Here is a 23,926-nt window from a genome sequence, read left to right on the forward strand (position 1 = left end):
GCTACCGCTGCGCAGCTTTGACGAGGTTGGATCCGATTATCAGTTGCTGGATCTCGCTGGTGCCCTCGTACAGCCGCAGTAGTCGGACGTCACGATAGATGCGTTCCACCGGGACCCCGCGCATGTAGCCACTGCCACCGTGTACCTGCACCGCGAGATCTGCGACCTTGCCGGCCATTTCGGTGCAGAACAGCTTGGCCGCCGACGGCGCGATACGCCGGTCGGAATTGTCGACCCACCGTCGTGCGGTGTCGCGCACCAACGCGCGCCCGGCCAGCACTCCGGTTTGCTGCTCGGCCAGCATTGCCTGCACCAACTGGAAGGTGCCGATCGGTGTACCGCCCTGCGTCGCGGTCGCGGCGTAGGCCACGGATTCGTCGAGCGCGCGTTGGGCCGCACCGACTGCGATTGCGGCGATGTGGACCCGTCCGCGCGCCAAGGACGTCATGGCTGCGCGGTAACCGATGTCTTCGTTGCCGCCGATCAGCGCGCTGTCGTCGACGCGCACCTCGGTGAAGCTGACGTCGGACGTCCATGCGCCTTCCTGGCCCATCTTGGCGTCCTTGACGCCCACTTCCACGCCAGACGTGTCGGCCGGGACCAGGAACACGGCGATGCCCGGACCCTTGTCGTCGGCGGGCCGGGTGCGGGCAAAGACGATGAACAGGTCGGCGACGGGGGCGTTGGTGATGAAGCGCTTCTGTCCGTCGATCACCCAGTGTTGGCCGTCGCGAACCGCTTTCGTTCTCAAGCCGGCTGGATTGGAGCCGGCCCCGGGTTCGGTCAGAGCAAAGGAGGCGACGGTATCGCCCGATGCGATCGACGCCAGCCACCGAGCCCTTTGTTGGTCGGTGCCGAAGCCGACCAGGACCTGGCCGGCAATGCCGTTATTGGTGCCGAACATCGACCGCAGCGCCAGCGAGGTGTAGCCCAGTTCCATCGCCATTTCGACGTCCTGCACCAGGTTCAGGCCCAGGCCGCCGAACTCCTGCGGAATCGCATAGCCGAATAGGCCCATCTTCCTGGCCTGGTCACGCAGATCGTCGGGCACCCGGTCCTCGTCGAGAATCTCCTGCTCACGCGGGACGACAGCGGTCCGGATGAAGTGGCGGGTTTGCGCCAGGATTTCCTGGAAGTCCTCGTCGCCAACTTCGGCGACCTCTGACGTCATGGTGAGGATCTCCTTTGGACAGGCTTGGCGTCGCAGGGCCATATCTTATATGAAATATGATATTGCATGATGCGTGCCCGGCTGCGGGCCATGACGAAGGATGCGTGGTATCGGTGGCGATGCTGGACGGTCAGACCGCGGTGGTCACGGGCGCGGCTCAAGGACTCGGATTCGCCATCGCCGAACGGTTCGTCGCCGAGGGTGCCCTGGTGGTGCTCGGTGACGTGAATCTCGAAGCCGCCGAGGCGGCTGCCCGGAAACTCGGTGGCGATGACGTCGCGGTTGCCGTGCGGTGCGACGTTACGAAAGCCGTTGAGGTGCAAGCGCTTCTGGATACCGCCGTCGTGCGGTTCGGCGGGTTGCACATCATGGTCAACAACGCCGGCATCACCCGCGATGCGACCATGCGCAAGATGACAGAGGAGCAGTTCGACCAGGTGATCAATGTGCACTTGAAGGGAACGTGGAACGGCACCCGGCTGGCTGCGGCGATCATGCGGGAGAACAACCGCGGCGCCATCATCAACATGTCGTCGGTGTCGGGCAAGGTCGGGATGGTCGGCCAAACCAACTATTCGGCGGCCAAGGCCGGCATTGTCGGATTGACAAAAGCCGCCGCCAAAGAGCTTGCCTACGTTGGTGTTCGGGTAAATGCTATTGCCCCCGGGTTGATCCGCTCGGCGATGACCGAAGCCATGCCGCAGCGCATCTGGGACTCCAAAGTCGCCGAGGTTCCGATGGGCCGCGCGGGTGAACCCAGCGAGGTGGCAAGCGTCGCCCTCTTCCTGGCCTCAGACCTGTCCTCGTACATGACCGGCACGGTCATGGAGATCACCGGGGGCCGGCACCTGTGATCAGCGGCGCTCGGCAGGAGGCGGTGATCTGCGAGCCCGTGCGGACACCGATCGGCCGCTACGGCGCAATGTTCACGTCGTCGAGCGGCGGCGGTCAGGGATTGGCGGCCGTGTTCGAGCGGGTGACATGAACGGTCCCGCATTGCCGCTGGCCGGCACGACCGTCATCGAGGTGTCGAGTTTCGTCGCCGCGCCGCTGTGCGGTATGACCCTGAACCAGTTGGGCGCGCGAGTGATTCGCATCGATCCGATCGGCGGCGCGGCGGACGTGCGGCGCTGGCCGCTGGCCGCCGACGGCACCTCGATCTACTGGACCGGGCTCAACAAAGGAAAGCGTTCGGTCACCGTCGATCTGCGCTCAGAGCAGGGACGGGAGCTGGTCCAGCGGCTGGTCGTCGAGTCCGACGGGATCATCGTCACCAACGCCGCCGGTATGACCTGGCTGGGGCACGAGGCGCTGGTGGCTAAGCGGCCGGACGTCATCCATGTGCAGCTGCTCGGGCGCGGGGACGGGTCCACCGGCGTGGACTACACCGTGAATGCGGCCGCGGGCTTTCCGCTCGTCACCGGGCCGGCCGAGCACGCCGGCCCGATCAACCACGTGTTGCCGGCCTGGGATGTCAGTTGCGGCCTCTATGCCGCGCTTGCCGTCGTCTCCGCGGTGCGCCGCCGGGACCAATCCGGGCAGGGCGCGCGCGTCAGCATCGCGCTCGAAGACGTCGCGCTGGCCACCGCCGGCAATCTCGGCCTGCTGACCGAGCCCCAGGTGCTCGGGACCCAGCGGCCACGGGTGGGTAACTCCATCTTCGGCCAGTACGGCCAGGACTTCATCAGCCGGGACGGAGTCAGATTCATGATTGTCCTGTTGACGCGACGGCATTTTGGTGACCTGGTGGAGGTGACCGGCACCGGCGCGGCGGTATCGGCACTGGCCGCGGCGTTGGAGGTGGACTTCGGCTCCGAGGGCGACCGCTACCGGTACCGCGACGTGCTCTCGGGCCTGTTCGCCACCTGGTTCACCGACCACGACGCCGAGCAGATCAGCGCGGCGCTGGCTGCTACCACGGTGCTGCACGAGAGGTACCGCACCTTCGCCGAGGTTGCCAGAGATCCGAAAGTGACTGCCAATCCAGTCTTTTCCCGGCTGCAACAGCCGGGGGTTGGAGACTATCTGGCCCCGGCGATGCCGGCCGCGTTCGACGGCGTGCACCCGGGCAGCGCGCCCGCGCCGGCGCTCGGCGCGGATACCGCCGACGTGTTAGCCGAGTACCTGGGTTTGACAGCCGACGACATCGCGCGGCTGGCCGGCGCGAAAACCATCGCAGGCCGAGAGGAATCCAGCGCATGACCAAAATCGCCCAGACACTCGGTCTCACCGACGTCCAGACCGAGATTGTCGCAACGGTGCGCCAATTCGTCGACAAGGAAGTCATTCCGCACGCGCAAGAACTCGAACGCACCGACACATACCCTCAGGCGATCGTCGACGGATTGCGCGACATGGGGCTGTTCGGCCTGATGATCCCGGAGGAGTACGGCGGCCTGGGGGAGTCACTGTTGACCTACGCGCTGTGTGTCGAGGAGCTCGCACGCGGCTGGATGAGCGTATCGGGCGTGCTGAACACCCATTTCATCGTGGCGTACATGCTCCGCCAGCACGGCACCGACGATCAGAAGCAGCGATTCCTGCCGCGGATGGCCACCGGAGAAACGCGCGGCGCCTTCTCGATGTCGGAACCGGAACTGGGTTCGGATGTGGCGGCGATCCGCACCCGGGCCACTCGCAATTCCGATGGCACATACACCATCGACGGTCAGAAGATGTGGCTGACTAACGGCGGCAGCTCGACGCTGGTGGCCGTGCTGGTGCGAACCGACGAAGGCGCGGACACGCCACACCGTAACCTGACCGCGTTCCTGGTAGAGAAGCCAACGGGTTTCGGTGAAGTGCTACCGGGCCTGATCATCCCCGGCAAGATCGACAAGCTGGGTTACAAGGGCATCGACACCACCGAACTCATCTTCGACGGCTTCGGGGCGGGCGCCGACGACATCCTCGGCGGCAGGCCCGGGCAGGGCTTCTTCCAGATGATGGACGGCATCGAAGTCGGCCGAGTCAACGTGTCGGCCCGCGCGTGCGGGCTCGGCATTCGGGCCTTCGAGCTTGCGGTGCGTTACGCCCAGCAACGCCAGACCTTCGGCAAGCCGATCGCCGATCACCAGGCCATCGCTTTCCAGCTGGCTGAGATGGCCACCAAGGTCGAAGCTGCCCACCTGATGATGGTCAATGCCGCCCGGCTCAAGGACTCCGGAGAACGCAATGACGTGGCCGCCGGAATGGCCAAATACCTTGCCAGCGAGTTCTGTTCGGAGGTCACTCAGCAGAGCTTCCGTATCCATGGAGGCTACGGTTACTCCAAGGAATACGAGATCGAGCGGCTGATGCGAGATGCACCGTTCCTGCTGATCGGCGAGGGGACCAGCGAGATCCAGAAATCCATCATCAGCAAGCGACTGCTCGACGAGTACCGAGTGTGATGCCATGACGGTGCCCGATTTCGGCGCACGCCCCCAGCTCTCCGAAGACGTTGCCAGCTTCGTCCGCAAGCGGATTTTCGAGGGCACCTACGCCGCGGGACAGTATGTGCGGCTGGACCAGTTGGCCATTGAACTGGGCATCAGCGTTACGCCGGTACGTGAGGCATTGTTCGCGTTACGGGCGGAAGGCCTTGTCGCCCAACAACCTCGTCGCGGGTTTGTGGTATTGCCGTGGACGCAGCGCGACCTCGCCGATGTCGCCAATGTACAGGCTCACGTCGGTGGCGAGCTTGCGGCGCGCGCCGCGCTGAACATCACCGACGACCAGCTGCGCGAACTTCAAGAGATCCAAAGTCAACTCGAGGCAGCCTACGCCGCCGATGACGACGAGCGTACGGTCCGCCTGAACCACGAGTTCCACCGGGCCATCAACATCGCCGCGGACTCGGCGAAGTTGGCGCAGCTGATGTCACAGATCACCCGCTATGCGCCCGAATCGGTTTTCCCGATGATCGAGCACTGGCCCGAGCAGGCCGTCATAGATCACCGGCGGGTGCTCGACGCGCTGGGCAAGCACGACGGGGAGCAGGCCCGCGCCGCAATGTCGGAACATCTGGCCGCAAGCGCTATTCCACTGATCGACCACCTCATCGACCGGGGCGTGGTGCTGCGGGCGGCGCCGTCGGGTGAGCACTGAATCGATGTCGGTACCCCTCAATAGAATTCGGGTATGCGATGCAGCACCCCTGAGGACTTGGCCGAGGCGTTGGAGGCGCTTCGCGGGTCGGTGTCGCGGCTGCTGGAGCTGACTTCGGGTATGCTGACGACCCCGGAAGCCCTGGCCCAGCTGGGCGACCTGGAAGCGGAGTTGCGGCGGATACCGGTGGCCGGGCACGCGTTGATCAATGACCTTGCCGCACAGTCCACCCCGGCAGAACTGGGCGGCACTCTTGGCCAGGCGCTGGCCGATCGGCTGCGGATCACCGAGGGCGATGCGGATCGGCGCATCGCCGACGCTGCCGAACTCGGCCCGCGCCGCGCCCTGACCGGGGAAACGTTGGCGCCGCTGTTGCCGGCCACCGCGGCCGCGCAACGCCGGGGCCTCGTCGGGGACGCACACGTGAAGCTGATCCGCAAATTCATCAAGAAGCTGCCCGACAGCATCGACGCGCCCATCCGGGACGAAGCCGAAGCTGACCTGGCCGGCAAAGCCGCCGCCGGATACCGGCCCGATGAATTAGGTTTCTACGCGCGGCTTCTGCATAACTACCTCGCACCCGAGGCCTCGCCGACGAACAACGCGCCCGTTCGCGCGGCATCACGATCGGCGCACAACAACCCGACGGCATGTCGCCGATCAGCGGCCACCTGACACCCGAGTGCAGGGCCATCGTGGAACCCGGTACTGGCCAAACTCGCCGCCCCCGGTATGTGCAACCCCGCCGACGAGACCCCTGTCACCGAGGGGAAAGCGCCCGTGGACGCGGTCGACCGCGACACCCGCACCCCAGCCCAACGCAACGATGACGCCATCGCAGCCGGCCTGCGAAAGCTACTGGCAGTCAAAGCGTTAGGTCGCCACCACGGATTACCCACCTCCATCATCGTCACCACCACCCTGGCCGAGTTGGAAGCCGGTGCCGGGCGGGCACTGACCGCCGGAGGCACCCTGCTGCCCATGTCCGACGTCATCCGGCTGGCCTCCCAGGCGCACCACTATCTGGCCATCTTCGACAAAGACAAAACCCTGGCCCTCTACCACGGCAAGCGCCTGGCCTCCCCCGAACAACGCCTCGCTCTCCTGGCCAGGCATCGTGGCTGCACCCGCCCGGGATGCACCGTGCCCGGCTATTGGACACAGGTCCATCATCTCGAAGGCTGGTTCAGCACCCGCCGCACCCACATCGACGAACTCACTCTGGCTTGTGGCACCGACAACCGGCGGGATCACCCGCAGAAACGCTCACGGCGACACCGAATGGATACCCCCGGAACACCTGGATAACAATCGGCCGCGCGTCAATTGTCTGCATCATCCGGAGAAACTCCTCCAACCCGGCGATGACGACGACGACGAGAGTAACTGACCGCGGCAGCTCTATTGCTGGTCGAACGGGGCTGGGCCTACTGTGCGATAGGGGGCCGTACGCCGGGAGAAAAACATGCCGCGCACATTGGCCCGCGCTATGGCAATAGCGACCGCCTGCCTGTCAGCGATTGCGGTGGCGCCGCCGGCCTCTGCTGAACCACTGGACCCCATTCCGGGCAACGGTGTCTTCGTCGTCGGGACCGACATCGCGCCCGGCCTCTACCGGACGGCCGGGTCCGCCTCGACGTTCGGAGTGTGGATCAACAACGTGCCGACCCAGGACTCGATGTGCGCATGGTTCACCTACAGCACGCCCGACGCGAACAAGGAGCATGTCCTTCAGACGAATATCTCTGTCGGCCCGATGTTCGCCAATATCAACACCTCGGTGAAGGCGTTCGAGTCGCAGAACTGTCAACCGTGGACACGGGTGCCCTGAGCATTCAGCAGCTGCAGGGATGCCGACCTTTCCGGTACCGCCACCGGGCAGGTCGTCATCGGAGCAGCAGCCACACGGCATCGAGGCCGAAACAGACCACCGCAGCACCCACCTGGCCTTCGACGTCCCGTGTTCTTTCATCGGTTGGGTCCGGTGCTACCCCAGCGCCTACTGCTGACCGGCGACATCATCGCGCCCGTCGATGTCGAACACCGCGGAATCTTCGTTGAGCGCGGAGCACGGCGCCAAAGATGCGTTCCGGTTGCGCGACGAACACTTACACGTTCGGAGCCCGAGGCGTCATGACCTTCAGCGAGGGGTCGAGGTCTTGGCGCGGGCCCGACTCGGGGTGGACTTCGTTGCTTTCGACGGCGACTTGCCCGCCTCGATCAATTGACTCGCATGGTCGAGGATGCACTCGAGCCCGTACTCGAAGTTGGTTTCGTCGGGAGCCGCGATGCGGTGCCCCTTGCCGGTGACCTGAGCGATCAGCGGCGTAGTCTGCGGATCCACGGCCACCGCTTCTTCGATGGAGCGTATCCCGTCCTGCGACGACTGGTTCTTCTCGTGCAGTCGATGCAGCACTACGGATCCGCGGACGTGCAGCGATATTGCGGAGTAGGTGTCGAACGCATCCTCGGGTGAGAGGCCCGCCTCGACCAGATTGGCGATGGCCTTCTCCATCTCCTGTGCGCCGACGCGGGCCGCCTTCGGGCTCAGCGCCGCCCGAATCAGAATCAGGTCGCAGAGGATGGGGTTGCCCATGAACGTCTTGCGCATCAAGCGCGCATGGTTACGCAGCGTTTCGCGCCAGTCCTTGGCCTCGACGTAGGGTGTGGCGAACACATACTTGCTCAGGGCGCGGTCGGTCATCGCGTTGAGCAGATCGTCTTTCTTGCGGAAGTACCAGTAGATGCTGGTGACTCCGACGCCGAGGTGCTTGCCGAGCAGCGGCATGCTCAGGTTGTCGATCGAAACCTGTTCTGCCAGTTCGAAAGCGCCGCTGATGATGTCATCGGGATTGATGGAACCGCGTTCGCGCCGCTGCCGCTTCTCCGCAGTCGCCTGCTTTGCCACTCCCGGATACCTCCACTGAAATCCACCCCGCGTACGGGTTTCTGTCTGCTACTGTAATGCCTATCGTAGGCTTTTTGATATAGATCGCCGGGCGGGCGGACATGAAGGTGACGCGGCCATCGAATCAGCCACAGGCTAGGCCATCGAGCCGGGTGTGGCGAGTGCTGACGCGGTCAGATGCCGCTGAGGGGGCGGTGATGGCGACGATATCGACTGGGACACTTACCGAGACCTGGTCCGGTACTGCGTCGGCGAGCTCGGGCATCCGATGTACCGGGCCGGGTGCCTTCTGAGGCCAAACGCAGATCGAGTTCGCAGATCGGCGGTTGGGACTGTTCGGGTAGCTCAGACGCTCTGCCGCACAAGGATTTACATATGACGAAGGCCCGGTCGTTGACCGGGCCTCCAACATACGGCTAACTACTGGTGTGCCTCTTGGCGCGCCTCTTGAACCTTTGCCTCGCCGCGTGCCTTCTCGGCCTCGGCCTCGTGCTTCGCGGCATCGCGCTGGGATTCGGCCTTGTCCTGCTGGGCCTTACCCTCGTTGACCAGGTCGTTGCGGCCGGTCACCGTACCGATGACCTCCTTAGCCTTGCCCTTGACGTCTTCCACGACACCCTTGACGGCCTCGGCCGGCCCACTGTTCTCGTTCGCCATTGCGCTCTCCTTTTTCGTTTGTAGCCCCTGTCTTCCCTGTCGGAGGGTCAGTGCAAACGGTTTAGTGCTGTGTCACTCGTCACGACGTCGGTGGGCGACGCCGGCGGGGGTGTTGAGGAGGCAGCCGTCTGCGCGCCGGAGGTGAGCCGACGGCGAGCCCATAGGGCGACCGCGACCACCCCGCCGATCAGCGACAGCCAGAACAACAGCTGGGTCACCATCCACGCAAGCTGAGCGCGCAACGCCAACCCGCGCGCCTGCCCGACGCGATGAGCGACTGCTTTCGTGGTATTCATCGAGTCCTCCCATGGGCCGTGATTCCTGGCGGAGCCTGCTATCGGTAACCCTGCCACTGACGTATTCAAACCACCCGGATTGCCACCGGGAGATGACGGGCATACCGGTGCGGACCACCGCGACGGCAGTCGTCGCTATGGAAAGGACTGAAGAATGCTCACTCTCGGAATCATCGGCTGGATCATCATCGGCGGTCTGGCCGGCTGGATCGGCAGCAAGATCATGAAAACCGACGGGCAGATGGGGCTCGTGCTCAACATCGTGGTCGGCATCGTTGGAGGCCTGTTGGGCGGGTTCCTACTGCGCGGCTTCGGCGTCGACGTGGCCGGCGGCGGACTCCTGTTCTCGTTCCTCACCTGTCTGCTGGGGGCGGTTATCCTGCTGGGGATCGTCAAGCTGGTGACCGGGCGGCGGGTGTCCCGCTAGCCTGTCCCGCGCGCTGCTCGCCCGACGCCCGGCGGCGCAACCCGCCCGATGGCGGTGATCAAACGCCAGGCCTACAGCGACGCTGCGCGCGATGTCGTCACAGCGGCCGCGAACGCGGAGGCACCCATGTGGGAGGCATTGCCGCTACCCGATGTCGTCGAACGGATTATCAGCTTCCTGCAGAAACGGCCACCGCAATTCCCCTCGCTAGCCGACGCTTGACCCCCGTGCGGCGAACGCCGCGCGGTGTTCTGATCCCGGGTCCCCTCCAACTTCGACGCTCGCCGGGCTGATACCTGCTGCGTCCGACCGCATGCACATTGCTGAACGCTTGCTCGATACAATACCCGGTAGGGTATATTGGGCGGCCAGGACGGATCCTGCGCTGAACCAGGAGGTCGGGGATGAGGGAGGCAGATTCCGCCGGTGCGACGGAAGGCCATCGGAATGGGTGTCAAACGACCCTTACGATGTCGCGGCGTCGTCACGAGAATCGCTAAGACGAGGGAAGGAACAGACGCCATGCTGACCTTGCTCAAGCGAGCCTGGATACCGCTTGTCGTCGTAGTGGCTGTCGTGCTGGGCGGCGTCGCCGTCCAGCGGCTACGCGCTGTCTTCGGCTCTGACAAACTGTTCTCGACGACCGGGAGCGCCGCGGAGACGATCGTGCCCTTCAACCCAAAGACTGTGACTTACGAGGTCTTTGGGCCCAGCGACACGACGGGAAGCGTCAGCTACTTGAACAAGAACGCCGAGGCTGAGGAAGCGAGATTCAGCAGTCTGCCCTGGACGTACACGATTTCGACGACGATCCCGGCCGTGATTGCCAACATCGTGGCACAAGGGAACAGCGACCGCATCGGATGTCGCATCACGGTGAACGGCGATGTCCGCGATGAGCAGTCGTCCAGCGGCCACCACGCCCAAACCTTCTGTCTGGTGAAAGCGGCATGAACACCGATACTGAGCGGCGTCCGCGCTTCATGCGCTTTGTCCGCGCGTTCGCCATCCCGATCATTCTGGTGTGGCTGCTCTTAACGCTGGCCGTCAATCTGTTGGTGCCGCCTATCGAGTCGGTCGCCAGAACCCATGCGGTGACAATGTCGCCGCAAGATGCACCCGCGATGATCGCCGCGAAACGAATCGGTGCCACGTTCCACGAGTCCGATTCGGACAGCATGGTCATGGTCGTCCTGGAGAGCGGCAAAGACCTCGGTGACCAAGCACACGCCTACTACGACGGTCTGGTCAGGAAACTGGCAGAAGACATCAAACACGTTCAGCACGTGCAAAATCTCTGGGGTGACCGCATCACCGCGGCGGGGTCGCAGAGCGGGGACGGCAAAGCGGCCTACGTCCAGGTCAATGTGGCCGGCAATCAAGGCAGCACCTTGGGAAACGAGTCCGTTGACGCGGTCCGAAAAATCGTCGACGAGTCAAAGCCACCTCCCGGCATCAAGACATATGTGACCGGCCCGGCAGCGCTGACGACGGACATGAACGAGGCCGCCGACAAGAGCATGTTCAAGATGATGGGCGTGACCGGTGTGGTCATCATGATCATGCTGTTCGTCGTTTATCGTTCCGTCGTCACGGTGCTGCTGGTCCTGGTGATGGTCGGCTTCGAGATGGGCACTGCCAGAGGGGTTGTCGCGATCCTTGGTAACTACAACCTGCTGGGTTTCTCCACGTTCGTCGTCGCCATGCTGTCGTCACTGGCCATCGCGGCCGGGACGGATTACGCGATCTTCCTGATCGGGCGTTATCAAGAGGCGCGGCAGTCTGGCCAGGATCGGGAAACCGCCTACTACACCATGTTTCGCGGCACCTATCACGTCATCCTGGGGTCGGGGCTGACGATCGCCGGTGCGTCATTTTGTCTGCACTTTGCTCGGTTGTCGTACTTCAAAGCCCTCGGCATCCCATCGGCACTGGGTTTGCTCGTCGTGATAGCGGGAGCGCTGACCGCGGCGCCGGCTGTCGTCGCGGTGGCTACTCGATTCGGCTTGCTCGATCCCAAGCGGATGATCAAGACGCGGGGATGGCGGCGGATAGGGACAGCAACCGTTCGCTGGCCGGGGCCGATTTTCGTCGCGTCACTGCTCATCGCCCTGGTGGGTCTGCTCGTCGTGCCGACCATGTCGATCAGCTACAACGACCGCTACTACATCCCGTCCAATCTGCCGTCGAACGTCGGATACAACGCCGCGGAAAAGCATTTCAGCGCGGCCCGGCTCAATCCCGACATTATGATGATCGAGGGCGATCATGATATGCGGAACTCGAGCGACATGATCATCCTTGACCGCATCGCCAAGGACATCTTCCGCACTCCGGGAATCGCCCGGGTGCAAAGCATTACCAGGCCGTTGGGCGGGCCGATCGAGCACAGCTCGATCCCGTTCCAGGTCAGTATGCAGTCGCTGCCGATCCAACAGAACTTGCAATTCATGAAGGACCGGATGGCCGACATACTCACCATGAGCGATGATCTCGGCGTCATGGTCGGTTCCATGCAGCGGATGCAGGGCCTGATGCAGCAGATGAGTGGCACGACTCATCGCATGGTCGGCGACATGGGTGCGATGAAGGCCACCCTGGACGAGATGAGGGACCACTTGGCCGACTTCGACGATTTCGCTCGGCCGTTCCGCAACTATTTGTATTGGGAGCAGCACTGTTTCAACATTCCCGCCTGCTGGGCGGCGAAGTCGGTGTTCGAGGCGATCGACGGAGTGGACAAGTTCAGTGCGGACATGACCACCCTGCTGGGTGACATGAAAAACATCGACGCCCTGCTACCCAAGATGCTCGCCGAGTTTCCCCCGATCATCGCGGTCGCGCAGTCCATGCAGGGAACCCTGCTGACCCTGCACAGCAGCTTCTCCGGCCTGGTGACTCAGATGTCCCGGATGACCGACACCGCAAGCGCAATGGGTCAGGCTTTCGACTCGTCCAAGGCCGACGATTACTTCTATCTGCCGCCGGAGGCGTTCGATAACCCCGACTTTCAGCGGGGGCTGAGGTTGTTCTTGTCGCCGGACGGTAAGGCGGCCCGGTTCATCATCACCCACGACGCGGATCCGGCGACGCCCAAAGGCATTGCGGCCGTCAAACCGGAACTCAACGCCGCGCACGAAGCGGTGAAGGGCACGCCACTGGCCAACGCCAAGTTCTACCTCACCGGCACCGCCGCGGTGTACAACGACGTCCAGACCGGCTCCCAATTCGATCTTTTGATCGTCGGAATCGCCGCGCTGACACTGATATTCGTGGTGATGGTGGTTATCACGCGGGCCCTGGTCGCCTCGCTGGTGATCGTCGGCACGGTGTTGCTGTCGCTGGGCGCGGCGTTCGGACTCTCCGTGCTGGTGTGGCAACACATACTCGGCCTCGACCTCAACTGGATCGCACCGGTGTTCGGGCTGATCATCCTGCTGGCTGTCGGATCCGACTACAACTTGTTGCTCGTCTCGCGGTTCCAGGAGGAGATTGGCGCAGGCCTGCGGACCGGCATCATCCGCTCGATGGGTGAAACCGGTGGCGTCGTCACCGCCGCCGGCCTGGTGTTTGCCTTCACCATGATGTCCATGGCAGCCAGCGATCTGAGTTCGATCGGCCAGGCCGGCAGCACGATCGGGCTCGGCCTGTTGTTCGACACGCTGATCGTGCGGTCGCTGATGACACCCTCGATCGCCGCCCTGCTCGGCAGGTGGTTCTGGTGGCCGCTCAAGGTGCGGCCGCGTCCGGCCAGCTACATGCTCCGGCCGTTCGGGCCGCGGCGGCTGGTCCGCTCGTTGCTGCTGGGTGAGGAGTCCGATGCGGTGAAGCCTGTCGAACGCCGTGAGCAGGTTGGGGCAAGCGCCTCGTAGCGTGCTGCATTGGATGCCGCGTGGCGGGGCCGGTTGCCCGTGGTTCTCCGGTTGACTTCAAATCAGTATCACAGAGCGCCGCTACCCCTACCGCCTCGAAGCAATCGAAATCTCCCACGCTCCTTGCGGTATGTCGTGAAGACTAATGAGCCCGGATTATCCGCATCATCCGGAGATTAATTCGGACGAAGCGCCACAACTGGATGGCAAGGTTCTGACGTTTGCGCAGTGTCGCGTCGGTCGGTAGAGGGGCATCCGCGATGCGCTCGGCGGTCTGGACGTTGACCTGCGAATCAATGTCGGTCATGGGCCTACCTTTCATTCGGGGATCAGCCACCAGAACGGCCGTGCTTTGGCTTTGTAGATAAAGAGATAGTGCAGCAGCACCTTGATCCAGTGACCCGCCAATCCGAGTTCACCTGAGGTGCCCGCGATGTCGCGGCCGGTCTGTGGGTACTTCGCAGGGTTCGGCACCACCGGGAACATCGTCATCGCGGCCGCGGACCCCTCACGAAGACCGGTGCCTGCCGAAGCGACGCATGCGGCCCCCATGCTCGCCATCGAGGCGCGGTTGGCAGGAGTGTTGATACCCTTCACGATGCGGTCCCGGATGGTTTCAGCAACCGTCTTGGCCATGATGCCTGACGGCATGCCGGTACGCGGCGGGCTCGGGGTGATGACAGTCCCGTTGGGACTCTTGCGTGGTTTGGAAATCGGGTGGGGAGGCGCAAATGCGATTCCCGGGGCGAAGATGTTCGGATAGGCGGTGGACTCGTAAGTGTGCGGCCAGTCCTCGGCAGTCCACTCGTCGTAAGGTTTGGCCGAGTAGTCGGCGTCCACCTTGAGGAAACCTGAGGCGGCGAACAGGTCGGAGGTGATGTCGTTGCCATCCCTGTCGTACGCAGCGAGGCTTGCGCCCTTGAACGGCGGCAGCAGCATGGCGAAGTCAAAGTCCAGATCATGCTCTTTGCCGTCGAGTTGCTCGTAGCGCAATTTGCCGTCCATAACCTCGTGCACGGCTGCCTGGGTGATTGCCGTGACCCCGCGCTCACGGAATAGCGACTCCGTCCACAAACGGCTGGACTGGACGAAGCCCTTCTCGACGAAGCTCATGCCGCCGACACCGAAGTCGCCAAGTTCGTATTCATTTGTCAAGTAAACGATTTCGGCGAGGTCGCGGACCCCGGCGGTACGCAGGGTGTGCTCGACATTGAAGGCGTATTCAAAGGCCGCGCCTTCACACGTGCAGGTGCCGTGCCCGACCCCGATCACCAGTCGCTGCTTGTGACCGGCTTTCAGCCTGGCGATGACCCGGTCAAGCGCGTGGGCGGCTTCGATGGCGTGGGCGGCGGTGCACACCGAATAGGAGTGTCCCTCAGGCCCGAGCCCGGGTGTTGCCGCGAAGTTCAACTGCGGGCCGGTGGCGTTGATGAGGAAGTCATAGGTGAGGTTGGCGTCCTCGCCGTGGTGTTCCTCGTCTGTGTAGGTGAAGTCCACCGACGCCGTCGACTGGCCGCTCTTTCCCTCGGGGTGGATCGCCTTTGCGAGCCCTTGGTGGAAAACGATGCCCTTGCGGCGGTATATCGGCCTCAGTGGAATGAGTACCTTGGCCGCGTCCATGCGACCAACGCCGACCCAGATGTTCGATGGGATCCAGTTCCAGTCGGGATTCGGAGAAATGACGACCACTTCATGGTTTCGGTCTAGCCATCGACGCAGATGCAACGCGGCGGTGTGCCCCGCGATACCCGCGCCGAGGATGAGGACTCGTGCCATCGGACTTCCTTTGTTTCTCCGCCGACATGAGGCGGGCGTCCAATCAGTATATACCTATAGGGGTATATGAGAAGCGTGCACTTCGACTGCTCTGCTCTCAGAATGTCTCTGCCGGAGCGGCTTTCCTAGGGTCCAATGGCCTCCGCTACGTGGGTACCGACCGCCCCGTCGGCCGATACGGGCGTGCGGCGGAATACGGGAGGGGGTATTCATGTTATGAGAGGCATGAGCGAACGCCACCACTACCACCGCGGTCGCGGACGCGACGGCCGACAACGCCGATGGTTCGACTCGCTGATCAGTTCAGAACTTCTCCAGAGCAGTGTCCCTACCAGAGATAAAGGAAAGAACAATGACCGTCAAATCCCTCACCGCCACCGATTTCGAGACAACGATCGTCGCTAATCCTATTGTGCTGGTTGACTTCTGGGCGCCGTGGTGCGGACCGTGCCGGGCGTTTGCGCCGGTGTTCGAGCGGTCCGCGCAGCAGCACGCCGATGTCGTGCACGCCAAGGTTGACACCGACGCGCAGCGTGATCTCGCCGCCACGGTCGGCATCCGATCGGTGCCCACCATCATGGCATTCCGGGACGGGATCCTGGTCTACAGTCAGGCCGGGGCGATGCCGCCCGCCGTCTTGGAGGACCTGATCGGCAAGGTCAAGGCTCTCGACATGGAGGCGGTGCGCGCCAAGATCGCACAACGCAAAACTGCGGCCAGCGCGTAACCAACCCGGTCAGGCAATTGCGCCGGCGTCTTTCAGTTCGGCGATGCGGTCCCAGTCCATGCCGATCTCCATGAGAACGATCTCGGTATGTTCGGAGGCTTGCGGGGCGCGGGTGGTCTGCAACGGTTCGTGGTTGAACTGGACGGGCCCGCGCACAACCTTGAACGGCGCTCCGCCGCTGGCTACTTCGACTTCGGCGATCATGTCATTGGCGATCGCCTGCTCGTCTTCGGCCAGGTCGAGCAGGCTCTGAAAAGGTGCCCATTGACCCTTCATGGTCTTCAGATGTTGCCGCCAATAGTCGAACGGCTTCCCGGCGAACGCCTCGCCGATGAGCTTGCCGGCGGCATCGGCGTTCTGTATCAGCGGCAGCACCTCGGAGAAGCGGGGATCGTCGGCGGCCTCCGGGATCCCCAGGTGTTCGAAGGTATCCCGGATCAACCCGGTGGGGCTGATGATGCAGAGGTTGATGGTCCCGCCGTCGGACGTCAGGTAATTGCCCATGAAGGGATTCACCGAGGGCGCCGGCGAGCCGGGCATGGGTGTCCGCATCACCTCGCCGGTCTCCATGCCCTGGGTGACGCTCGCACCCGCTGCCCACCATGCGGTGCTCAGCAGCGATACGTCGAGTTCAACGGCCTCACCGGAACGTTCCCGGTGCAGCAGTGCCGCCGAAATGCCCCCGGCGATGAACATGCCGCCGATGGAGTCGCCGAACGCGGGAATGCCTTGTCCCAGTGCGCCGCCCAGTTCTGCCGGGGTCAGGGCGTACCCAACGCCGCTGCGGGTCCAGAACGCCGTGCCGTCGTACCCGCCGGTGTGCCGCTCGGGGCCCTTGTCGCCGTACGCCGAACCGCGCGCGTAGATGATGTCGGGGTTTGCCGCCCGGATGTGCTCCACATCGAAGTTGTTCTTCTGCCGCTGTGCGGGCAGGTAATTGGTGAGGAAGACGTCGGAGACCTTGGCCAGTTCGTAGAGCACTTCCTGACCGCCGGGCGTGGACACGTCGATACCGACGCTGCGTTTGCCGCGATTGGGATGCTCCATGAGGGGATGGCGGTCCGGATTGACCTGGATGCCACCCATATTGAGGAAGCCCCGCTGGGTGTCTCCGCGCGCCGGGTGCTCGACCTTGATGACGTCGGCTCCCCAGTCGGCGAGGATCGCCCCCGCTGCCGGAACGAAGGTGAATTGTGCAACCTCGAGGACCCGAATGCCCTCCATCACCCTGATCATCGGCAACCTCTTTCGGCTGGGCGCATCGAACGTGAGACCTACTGTAGTCAGTACGGTATAACGCTACGCGTATCCCGGGTGCCCCGCCGACCTTGCGGTACCGTTGAATCGCACACTCATACGCCCTTTGATCAGGCGTTCTTCGAGTTTGGGTAACCTCGGCGGTCATTGTAGAAAGCAGTACCGATAGGTATACAGTATGTACTGGGCGGCCGCGCGTCGGCGGGTCAGCAGCTTACTGGGGAAGGACGTCCACGATGGCAACGCTGGGCTACCGGGCGATAGACGTCGACAATCACTACTACGAACCGATCGACTCGTTCACCAGGTATCTGCCAAAGGCGTTCACGCGGCGCGGCGTGCAGATGCTGCGCGACGGCAAACGTACCTGGGCGGTGATCGGCGAGCGCATCAATCAGTTCATCCCGAACCCCACCTTCGATCCGATCATCGAACCGGGTTGTCTGGACCTGCTGTTTCGCGGCGAGATTCCCGACGGCGTCGACCCGGCCTCGCTGATGAAGGTCGACCGGCTGGAGAACCATCCCGAATACCAGAATCGTGATGCGCGGGTGCGCGTGATGGACACCCAGAATCTCCAGACGGTGTTCATGTTGCCGACTTTCGCCTGTGGCGTCGAGGAGGCGCTGAAGGACGACATCGACGCCACCATGGCATCGGTGCATGCGTTCAACCAGTGGCTCGATGAGGACTGGGGGTTCGATCGGCCGGACCACCGCATCATCGCCGCGCCCATCATTTCGCTGGCGGACCCCGACAAGGCAGTCGAGGAGGTCGAGTTCGTGCTCGGCCGGGCCGCCAAGCTGGTGCTGGTGCGTCCGGCGCCGGTGCCGGGCCGCATCAAGCCGCGCTCGCTGGGCGATTCCCTGCACGACCCGGTCTGGGCCCGGCTGGCCGAAGCCGGCGTCCCCGTGGGGTTCCACCTCAGTGACAGCGGATATCTGGCGATCAACGCCCTGTGGGGCGGCAAGGCCACCTTCGAAGGATTCGGCAAGAAGGATCCGCTCGACCAGGTGCTGCTGGACGACCGGGCCATCCACGACACGATGGCCTCGATGATCGTCCACCAGGTACTCACCCGCCACCCGACGCTTAGAGTCGCCAGCATCGAAAACGGCTCGTACTTCGTCTACCGCTTGATCAAACGGCTGAAGAAGGCCGCCAACACCGCGCCCCACCACTTCACTGAGGACCCGGTGGAGCAGCTGAAGAACAACGTCTGGATCGCGCCGTACTACGAGGATGACGTGAAATTGCTCGCGGAGACGATCGGCGTGGAGAAGATTCTGTTCGGCTCGGACTGGCCACACGGCGAGGGCCTGGCCGATCCGATGTCCTTCACCGCCGACATTCCGCAATTCCCCGAGTTCAGTGCCGAAGACACCCGGAAAGTCATGCGCGACAATGCTCTTGACCTGTTGGGTGGGAACGTCTCAGGCGCGAGTGTGAATCCTGCGACGCGACACGCGGCTGGGCCGTCGCCGGATTCACCGTCGCGACGCACCGCGTCGGTGTAACAACCCGATGAGCGAATGGACCATCGGAGCGGTATTGGACGCGGTCGCCGCGGCCGTGCCCGATCGGGTGATGACCGTCTGCGGTAGTCGCCGGAGCACATTCGCCGAATCCGCGGACCGGACCCGTCGACTCGCCAACTATCTGGCAGGTAAGGGTTTCGGCGCGCACACCGAGCGTGCGGCGCTGGGTAACTGGGAATGTGGTCAAGACCGGGTGGCGCTCGTCATGCACAACGACCTCTACCCTGACATGGTCATTGCCTGCCTGAAGGCGCGGGTGGTGCCCGTCAACGTCAACCACTACTACACCCCACGCGAAGTGGCCGACCTGCTGGCCTACGTCCGCCCGCGCGGCGTCATCTACCACCGATCCCTCGGCGCCGAGTTCGCCGATGTGTTGCCTGGCGCCGACCTGCTGCTGTCGATCGACGACGGCAGCGAAGCTGCTGAGCTCGCCGGCTCCGTGGCGCTCGAAGAAGCTCTGGCGCAAGGCGATTGCGACCACGCTGACACGCCGTCACCGGACGATCTGCTGATGATCTGCACAGGCGGCACCACTGGCCGGCCCAAAGGCGTGTTGTGGCGGCAGGCCGACATGTATGTCGCGTCGATGAACGGTGACGACCACGCTGGAGTGGACGAGATACGCCGGCGCGCGCAACGCGCCGGCGCGCCCTGGTTCGCGGTGTCCCCGCTGATGCACGCCGCAGGTATGTGGACCGCCTTCTCGGCGATCCTGTCCGGGCAGACGGCCGTCCTCTACGACACCCGCCGGAAGTTCGATCCGGCCGCGGTGCTCGAGATCGCCGAACGCGAGCACGTCGGGCTGATGACGATGGTGGGTGATGCCTACGCGGCGCCTCTGGTCGACGAACTCGGCCGGCGCAGCTATGACCTGTCTGCCTTGTTCGCGATCGGTACCGGTGGCGCGGCCACCAACGTTCGTCATCAGCAGGCGCTGCTGAAGCACCTGCCGCATATCACGGTGATCAACGGCTACGGGTCTTCGGAGACGGGAAACATGGGTTTCGGGCACAGCCGGCAGGGCAGTCAAGCCGACACCTTCACGATCCGGACCGGCGGTCTGGTGCTGGCTGAGGATTACAGCCGGTTCCTCGAACCGGGCGAGCCGCAGATCGGCTGGGTGGCACGCACCGGCCGTATTCCGTTGGGCTACTTCGCCGATGAGGTCGCGACCGCGAAGACGTTCCCGGTCGTCGAGGGGAAGCGGGTGGTGATTTCGGGCGACCGCGCCTCGCTGGAGGCCGACGGGACACTCCGATTGTTCGGCCGGGATGCGCTGGTGATCAACACCGGCGGCGAGAAGGTGTTCGTCGAAGAGGTCGAAGAGGTGCTGCGAGCGCACCCCGTCATCGCCGATGCCTTGGTAGTGGGCCGCGCCAGCGAACGTTGGGGGCAGGAAGTGGTCGCGTTGGTCGAACCGCGCGACGGCGGCGAGCCGGACACCGACGCATTGCGCGCGCATTGTGCCGCCGAGTTGGCTCGGTTCAAAGTGCCCAAGGTGTTTATCGTGGTAGATCGGATCCGTCGGCTCGGCAACGGCAAGGCCGATTACCGATGGGCCGCCCGCCACGCCGAAAAGTTATGCACCGCAAGGACTGCGCGCCCATGACGCCACCTGATCCCCGGCCGGTCATCGACTGTCTGGTCAATGTGCATTTCGGTGAAACCGAAACCCAGCCCGAATTCATGAACAAGGTGCGCGACGACTACTTCAAGGGCCCGCAGACGATGTTCGACCCCGTCGACCTCGCCGAACTGCTCGATGAGATGGACGAACACGGGGTGCGCAAGGCCGTCTTGATGGACAACCTGGCCAAACCATCGGTCACCGCCCGCAAGTTCGTCGATGAACGTCCCGACCGGTTCGCCCTGGCCATGGGCGGGATGAACCTGCTGCGTCCGGTGAAGTCGTTGCGCGAGTTGACCGCAGCGGCAGCCGACCTGCCGGTGGCCTACGCAGTGGTGGGTCCCAGCTTCTGGGCCGACGGCCACTACCCGCCCAGCGACGCGGTGTACTACCCGCTGTACGCCAAGTGCGCGGAGATCGAGCTGCCGCTGTGCGTCAACACCGGTCTGCCCGGTCCGCCCATCCCTGGCGAGGTGCAGAATCCGATCCACCTGGACCGGGTGTGTGTGAGGTTCCCGGAGCTGAAACTGTGCATGATCCACGGCGCCGACCCGTGGTGGGACATTGCGATCCGGATGCTGATCAAATACCGCAACCTGCGGCTGATGACCTCGGCGTGGTCGCCGAAACGGCTGCCGGACAGCCTGATTCATTACATGCGTAGCCGCGGTCCGGACAGGATCATCTTTGCCTCCGATTGGCCGGTGCTGCGCCAGCATCGGGTGGTACCCGAGGCGAAAGCCCTGGACCTGCCCGCGCAGGTCCTCGACAACTACCTCTACAACAACGCCAACGAGTTCTTCTTCGGCGCCGAACAAGGTCAGGAGCGGTGACGGATGGATCGCTACGAATTACGCCGGATCGACTACAGCCTCAGCGAGGATCACAAGGCCCTGCAGGCCGCCTACCGCCAGCTGCTGGACACCCACTGCCCGATCGAAACCGTTTGGGCCGCGCAGGAGTCCGGGTTCGACAAGAGCCTCTGGGAGCGGTTGTGTGCCATGGGCGCCACCTCGATGGCGGTGGGGGAGCACGTCGGCGGTGACGGAGCGACGCTGGTCGATCTGGCGTTGGTCGCCGAGGAGGTGGGGCGGGCACTGGCGCCGGTGCCATGGATCGATCACGTGTGTGCGTCTCGCCTCGCCGCGCGGCTCGGTGCCGCGACATCCGATGTGGTCCACGGCAACCGGATTCTCGGCCTGGACATCGCGCCGGAACCTGTTGCGGGCCGGCGGCTCATCCCGTCGGCGGCGGTGGCCGACGGTGTGATCGTGCGGGCCGGTGACGACATAGTGCTGCTGAGTTTCGCCACCCACCCCGAGCGGGTGCCCAATCTCGGCCAGCTGCCGATGGCCTGGGTTGATTTCGACACGGCCGATTCGCGGAGGGTGCTGGGTTCGGGGCCGCAGGCGGTCGCGGCCTACTGCCGTGCCATCGACGAATGGCGGGTACTGACCGCCGCCGCGCTGACCGGCCTGGTCGAGCAGACGATGACGATCGCGGCCGAGTTCGCCAAGTCGCGCTACACACTCGGAGTGCCCATCTCGACGTTGCACGCGATTTCGCATCCGCTGGCCAACATGGCGATCGCCGTTCAGGGCGGCCGTAACCTCGCACGGCGCGCCGCGTGGTTTCTCGACAACGAGCCCGACGAGCGACCGGAATTGCCCGGGTGCGCCTTCGTGTTCATGGCCGAAGAGGCGCCCAAAGCGGCGACGATGGCCGTACACATCCAGGGTGGTCTTGGGGTCTCGGTGGAAGCGGCCGCGACGGCGTATCTGGTACGGGCCCGAGGCTGGGCGCTGGCCGGAGGCGATCCGGGTCGCACGGCCAGACAGGTCGGGCGGATGGTCGCCGAGCGGGAAAGCGCTTAGTGGCAATGGATTTCAGCCTCGTCGAACTCAGCGACGACGACCACGCCTTTCTCGCCGAGGTACGCGACTTTCTTGCCGAACACGTCACCGACGAGGTACGCCGGCGCGACCGGGAAACCGGTGACAACTTCGACGAGGGCGTGCATCTGGCCTTCGGCGCGGCGGGGTATCTGGACAAGGAGTGGAAGCCGTCGTCGGCCGGCGGCTTCACCCGGGTCCGACGTCGAATTTGGGAGCTCGAGAAACGCCGTGTGCACACCCCGTGGGTGACGTGGGGGACGACGGCGATGGTGGCACGAGCCGTCGCGGCCTTCGGCAAGTCCGAACTCGTCGAGGAGGTGATGCCGAAGGTTTTCACCGGCGAGGTGCGAATGTGCCTCGGCTACACCGAACCCGAGGGCGGCTCCGACATCGCCACGTGCAAGACCCGGGCAGTGCGCGAGGCGGATGGGTCGAGCTGGATCATCAACGGCTCCAAGATGTTCACCACCGGCGCACACAATTGCCAGTACGTCTTCCTCATCACCAACACCGATTCGGATGCGCGAAAGCACAAGAGCCTAACCATGTTTCTGGTTCCGCTCGATCTGCCCGGCATCGAAATCCAGGGCATCCGCACCGTCGACGGCGACCGGACCAACATCGTGTACTACAGCGACGTCCGGGTCGATGACAAGTATCTGCTCGGTGAGGTCAACGGTGGGTGGACGGTGCTGCGCGGGCCGCTGGATGCCGAACACGGCGCCGTCGCCGCCGCGTCGGACGGGTTGCAGGACGTCGCGATCATGCAGCACCAGACCGGGTTCATGTCCGCGGCACTGGACGCGGTGGCGGCCCGGGTCGGACAACGCGATGGGAACGGTGCGCGCCCGATCGACGACGGCGCGGTCGCATATCGGCTGGGCCGCAGCGTCGCTCGCCTGGAGGCGGCGCTGTCGACTCCGAGCATTTTCGGCCGTGTCGCGCAGGCGCAGACCATGCGCGACGTCGGCCCGGACCTGATGGATATCGTCGGGCCGGCGTCGGTGCTGCCCATCGAGACCGACGGTGCCGCTGACAACGGGGCCACCGAATACCTCTACCGCTTTGCTCCGCTGGCCGGGATCTACGGCGGCACGCTGGAGGTGTTCCGCAACATGATCGCCCAGCACGTGCTGGGCCTGGGCAAGCCGAACTACTCATTTCCCGCGGCAAGGCGTGGCTAGGTGTGCGATGTGGGGCTTTGCGCGGACTCCCATTTCGCTTCCAGTGACCTCGCGACGGGGGTGCCGGCGGTCAGCTCGACCTGAAACGTCTCGCCGTTGTCGCCTTCGAGTGTGACCACGTATCCCGAATCGTTGGGGTCCTTGAACACCACTTTGTAGGGCTTCTCGCCCGATCCGCGGTCGACGGCGATGACATCGCCGGGGGCGACGTCATCGATTCGGTCTTTTCCGGAGATTTCGGCCATACCTTCGACGGTAGACGATGGGCCATGGCGTTCGCCGGGAACAGTCGCGGTGGCACCGGCGTTGTATCCTGCGATGACTGCTGTTGCGCTGGCCGATGGCCTTTTGGATATCCGGCGGATCAATCATGAACCTAACATTGAGCGCTTCGCGCGCGCCCGTCAGGTTCTCGACCGCTTTCCCGACGCGCAACGCATCGAGGTGCCCACACACCAGTCGATCCCAGGTCTCTAGGGCAACGTCGACGATTGGGTAC

The 23,926-nt window shown here is 64.1% G+C and carries 23 protein-coding genes and 2 pseudogenes; 17 read left to right on the plus strand and 8 right to left on the minus strand.

The window, feature by feature from the left end; translation table 11 throughout:
• Position 1 precedes the first annotated feature (1 nt).
• Positions 2-1,171 (minus strand): acyl-CoA dehydrogenase family protein, encoded by a 1,170-nt coding sequence (locus tag ACX9NE_RS07275; RefSeq protein WP_459361015.1) that lies wholly within the window; start codon positions 1,169-1,171, stop codon positions 2-4.
• 119 nt (positions 1,172-1,290) lie between these two features.
• Here ACX9NE_RS07275 and fabG point away from each other — a divergent pair, with 119 nt between their 5' ends.
• The 6 genes and pseudogenes from fabG to ACX9NE_RS07305 all read left to right on the plus strand — a co-directional run bounded on the left by fabG (position 1,291) and on the right by ACX9NE_RS07305 (position 7,091).
• A complete protein-coding gene (gene fabG / locus ACX9NE_RS07280; protein WP_459361114.1) occupies positions 1,291-2,025 on the plus strand; it encodes a 3-oxoacyl-ACP reductase FabG in 735 nt (244 codons plus the stop codon).
• Between the two features lie 127 nt (positions 2,026-2,152).
• Entirely contained in the window at positions 2,153-3,373 is a 1,221-nt protein-coding gene (locus tag ACX9NE_RS07285; protein ID WP_459361016.1) for a CoA transferase, read from the plus strand.
• Positions 3,370-4,563 (plus strand): acyl-CoA dehydrogenase family protein, encoded by a 1,194-nt coding sequence (locus tag ACX9NE_RS07290; RefSeq protein WP_459361017.1) that lies wholly within the window; start codon positions 3,370-3,372, stop codon positions 4,561-4,563. The genes ACX9NE_RS07285 and ACX9NE_RS07290 overlap by 4 nt, the downstream gene beginning before the upstream one ends.
• 4 nt (positions 4,564-4,567) lie before the next feature.
• The gene (locus ACX9NE_RS07295) at positions 4,568-5,260 is read left to right on the plus strand and encodes a GntR family transcriptional regulator (protein ID WP_459361018.1); all 693 of its coding nucleotides are present in this window, start codon (positions 4,568-4,570) and stop codon (positions 5,258-5,260) included.
• A gap of 33 nt (positions 5,261-5,293) precedes the next feature.
• A pseudogene (locus tag ACX9NE_RS07300) lies at positions 5,294-6,650 on the plus strand (HNH endonuclease signature motif containing protein).
• A 75-nt stretch (positions 6,651-6,725) separates the two neighbouring features.
• Complete coding sequence (locus tag ACX9NE_RS07305; RefSeq protein WP_459361019.1) at positions 6,726-7,091, plus strand: hypothetical protein; 366 nt, start codon at positions 6,726-6,728, stop codon at positions 7,089-7,091.
• 309 nt (positions 7,092-7,400) lie between these two features.
• On the opposite strand, the gene ACX9NE_RS07310 is transcribed toward ACX9NE_RS07305, so the two are convergent.
• From ACX9NE_RS07310 to ACX9NE_RS07320, 3 genes are all read right to left on the minus strand, one after another.
• On the minus strand, positions 7,401-8,168 hold the full coding sequence (locus ACX9NE_RS07310; protein WP_459361020.1) for a TetR/AcrR family transcriptional regulator: 768 nt from the start codon (positions 8,166-8,168) through the stop codon (positions 7,401-7,403).
• Between the two features lie 420 nt (positions 8,169-8,588).
• Entirely contained in the window at positions 8,589-8,825 is a 237-nt protein-coding gene (gene mbp1 / locus ACX9NE_RS07315; protein WP_459361021.1) for a microaggregate-binding protein 1, read from the minus strand.
• A 47-nt stretch (positions 8,826-8,872) separates the two neighbouring features.
• A complete protein-coding gene (locus tag ACX9NE_RS07320) occupies positions 8,873-9,121 on the minus strand; it encodes a hypothetical protein (protein ID WP_459361022.1) in 249 nt (82 codons plus the stop codon).
• A gap of 154 nt (positions 9,122-9,275) precedes the next feature.
• On the opposite strand from ACX9NE_RS07320, the gene ACX9NE_RS07325 reads away from it, so the two are divergent.
• From ACX9NE_RS07325 to ACX9NE_RS07340, 4 genes and pseudogenes are all read left to right on the plus strand, one after another.
• A complete protein-coding gene (locus tag ACX9NE_RS07325) occupies positions 9,276-9,548 on the plus strand; it encodes a GlsB/YeaQ/YmgE family stress response membrane protein (protein WP_459361023.1) in 273 nt (90 codons plus the stop codon).
• A gap of 48 nt (positions 9,549-9,596) precedes the next feature.
• Positions 9,597-9,770: pseudogene (locus tag ACX9NE_RS07330) on the plus strand (enoyl-CoA hydratase); the annotation flags it as partial.
• A gap of 300 nt (positions 9,771-10,070) precedes the next feature.
• The gene (locus ACX9NE_RS07335; RefSeq protein ID WP_459361024.1) at positions 10,071-10,502 is read left to right on the plus strand and encodes an MmpS family transport accessory protein; all 432 of its coding nucleotides are present in this window, start codon (positions 10,071-10,073) and stop codon (positions 10,500-10,502) included.
• Entirely contained in the window at positions 10,499-13,420 is a 2,922-nt protein-coding gene (locus ACX9NE_RS07340; protein ID WP_459361025.1) for an MMPL/RND family transporter, read from the plus strand. Before ACX9NE_RS07335 ends, ACX9NE_RS07340 begins: the two co-directional genes overlap by 4 nt.
• A 142-nt stretch (positions 13,421-13,562) precedes the next feature.
• On the opposite strand, the gene ACX9NE_RS07345 is transcribed toward ACX9NE_RS07340, so the two are convergent.
• Together ACX9NE_RS07345 and ACX9NE_RS07350 are read right to left on the minus strand one after the other, a co-directional pair.
• Positions 13,563-13,727, minus strand: coding sequence for a hypothetical protein (locus ACX9NE_RS07345; protein ID WP_459361026.1), 165 nt, complete (start codon positions 13,725-13,727; stop codon positions 13,563-13,565).
• Between the two features lie 11 nt (positions 13,728-13,738).
• Entirely contained in the window at positions 13,739-15,196 is a 1,458-nt protein-coding gene (locus ACX9NE_RS07350; RefSeq protein WP_459361027.1) for an NAD(P)/FAD-dependent oxidoreductase, read from the minus strand.
• A 352-nt stretch (positions 15,197-15,548) separates the two neighbouring features.
• Between ACX9NE_RS07350 and trxA the strand changes: the two genes are divergently transcribed.
• Positions 15,549-15,923 carry a thioredoxin gene (trxA, locus tag ACX9NE_RS07355; protein ID WP_459361028.1) on the plus strand — a complete coding sequence of 125 codons (375 nt, stop codon included), beginning with the start codon at positions 15,549-15,551 and terminating at the stop codon, positions 15,921-15,923.
• Between the two features lie 9 nt (positions 15,924-15,932).
• Here trxA and ACX9NE_RS07360 read toward each other — a convergent pair whose 3' ends face one another.
• Positions 15,933-17,147: a CaiB/BaiF CoA transferase family protein gene (locus tag ACX9NE_RS07360; RefSeq protein WP_459361115.1), complete on the minus strand. Its 1,215-nt coding sequence runs from the start codon at positions 17,145-17,147 to the stop codon at positions 15,933-15,935.
• A 269-nt stretch (positions 17,148-17,416) separates the two neighbouring features.
• On the opposite strand from ACX9NE_RS07360, the gene ACX9NE_RS07365 reads away from it, so the two are divergent.
• Genes ACX9NE_RS07365 through ACX9NE_RS07385 form a run of 5 tightly spaced genes read left to right on the plus strand, consistent with a single transcriptional unit; the run spans position 17,417 to position 23,427 of the window.
• On the plus strand, positions 17,417-18,697 hold the full coding sequence (locus tag ACX9NE_RS07365) for an amidohydrolase family protein (protein ID WP_459361029.1): 1,281 nt from the start codon (positions 17,417-17,419) through the stop codon (positions 18,695-18,697).
• A 7-nt stretch (positions 18,698-18,704) separates the two neighbouring features.
• On the plus strand, positions 18,705-20,330 hold the full coding sequence (locus ACX9NE_RS07370; RefSeq protein ID WP_459361030.1) for an acyl-CoA synthetase: 1,626 nt from the start codon (positions 18,705-18,707) through the stop codon (positions 20,328-20,330).
• Positions 20,327-21,181, plus strand: a complete 855-nt coding sequence (locus ACX9NE_RS07375; RefSeq protein ID WP_459361031.1) for an amidohydrolase family protein — start codon at positions 20,327-20,329, stop codon at positions 21,179-21,181. Before ACX9NE_RS07370 ends, ACX9NE_RS07375 begins: the two co-directional genes overlap by 4 nt.
• 3 nt (positions 21,182-21,184) lie before the next feature.
• A complete protein-coding gene (locus ACX9NE_RS07380) occupies positions 21,185-22,222 on the plus strand; it encodes an acyl-CoA dehydrogenase family protein (RefSeq protein ID WP_459361032.1) in 1,038 nt (345 codons plus the stop codon).
• Between the two features lie 5 nt (positions 22,223-22,227).
• A complete protein-coding gene (locus ACX9NE_RS07385) occupies positions 22,228-23,427 on the plus strand; it encodes an acyl-CoA dehydrogenase family protein (protein WP_459361033.1) in 1,200 nt (399 codons plus the stop codon).
• On the opposite strand, the gene ACX9NE_RS07390 is transcribed toward ACX9NE_RS07385, so the two are convergent.
• Entirely contained in the window at positions 23,424-23,672 is a 249-nt protein-coding gene (locus ACX9NE_RS07390; protein ID WP_459361034.1) for a hypothetical protein, read from the minus strand. The two genes, ACX9NE_RS07385 and ACX9NE_RS07390, sit on opposite strands and share 4 nt — an antisense overlap.
• A 73-nt stretch (positions 23,673-23,745) precedes the next feature.
• Between ACX9NE_RS07390 and ACX9NE_RS07395 the strand changes: the two genes are divergently transcribed.
• Positions 23,746-23,904 (plus strand): hypothetical protein, encoded by a 159-nt coding sequence (locus ACX9NE_RS07395; RefSeq protein ID WP_459361035.1) that lies wholly within the window; start codon positions 23,746-23,748, stop codon positions 23,902-23,904.
• The last annotated feature ends 22 nt before the right edge of the window (positions 23,905-23,926 follow it).

The sequence above is a fragment of the Mycobacterium sp. ML4 genome (genome assembly GCF_054515735.1).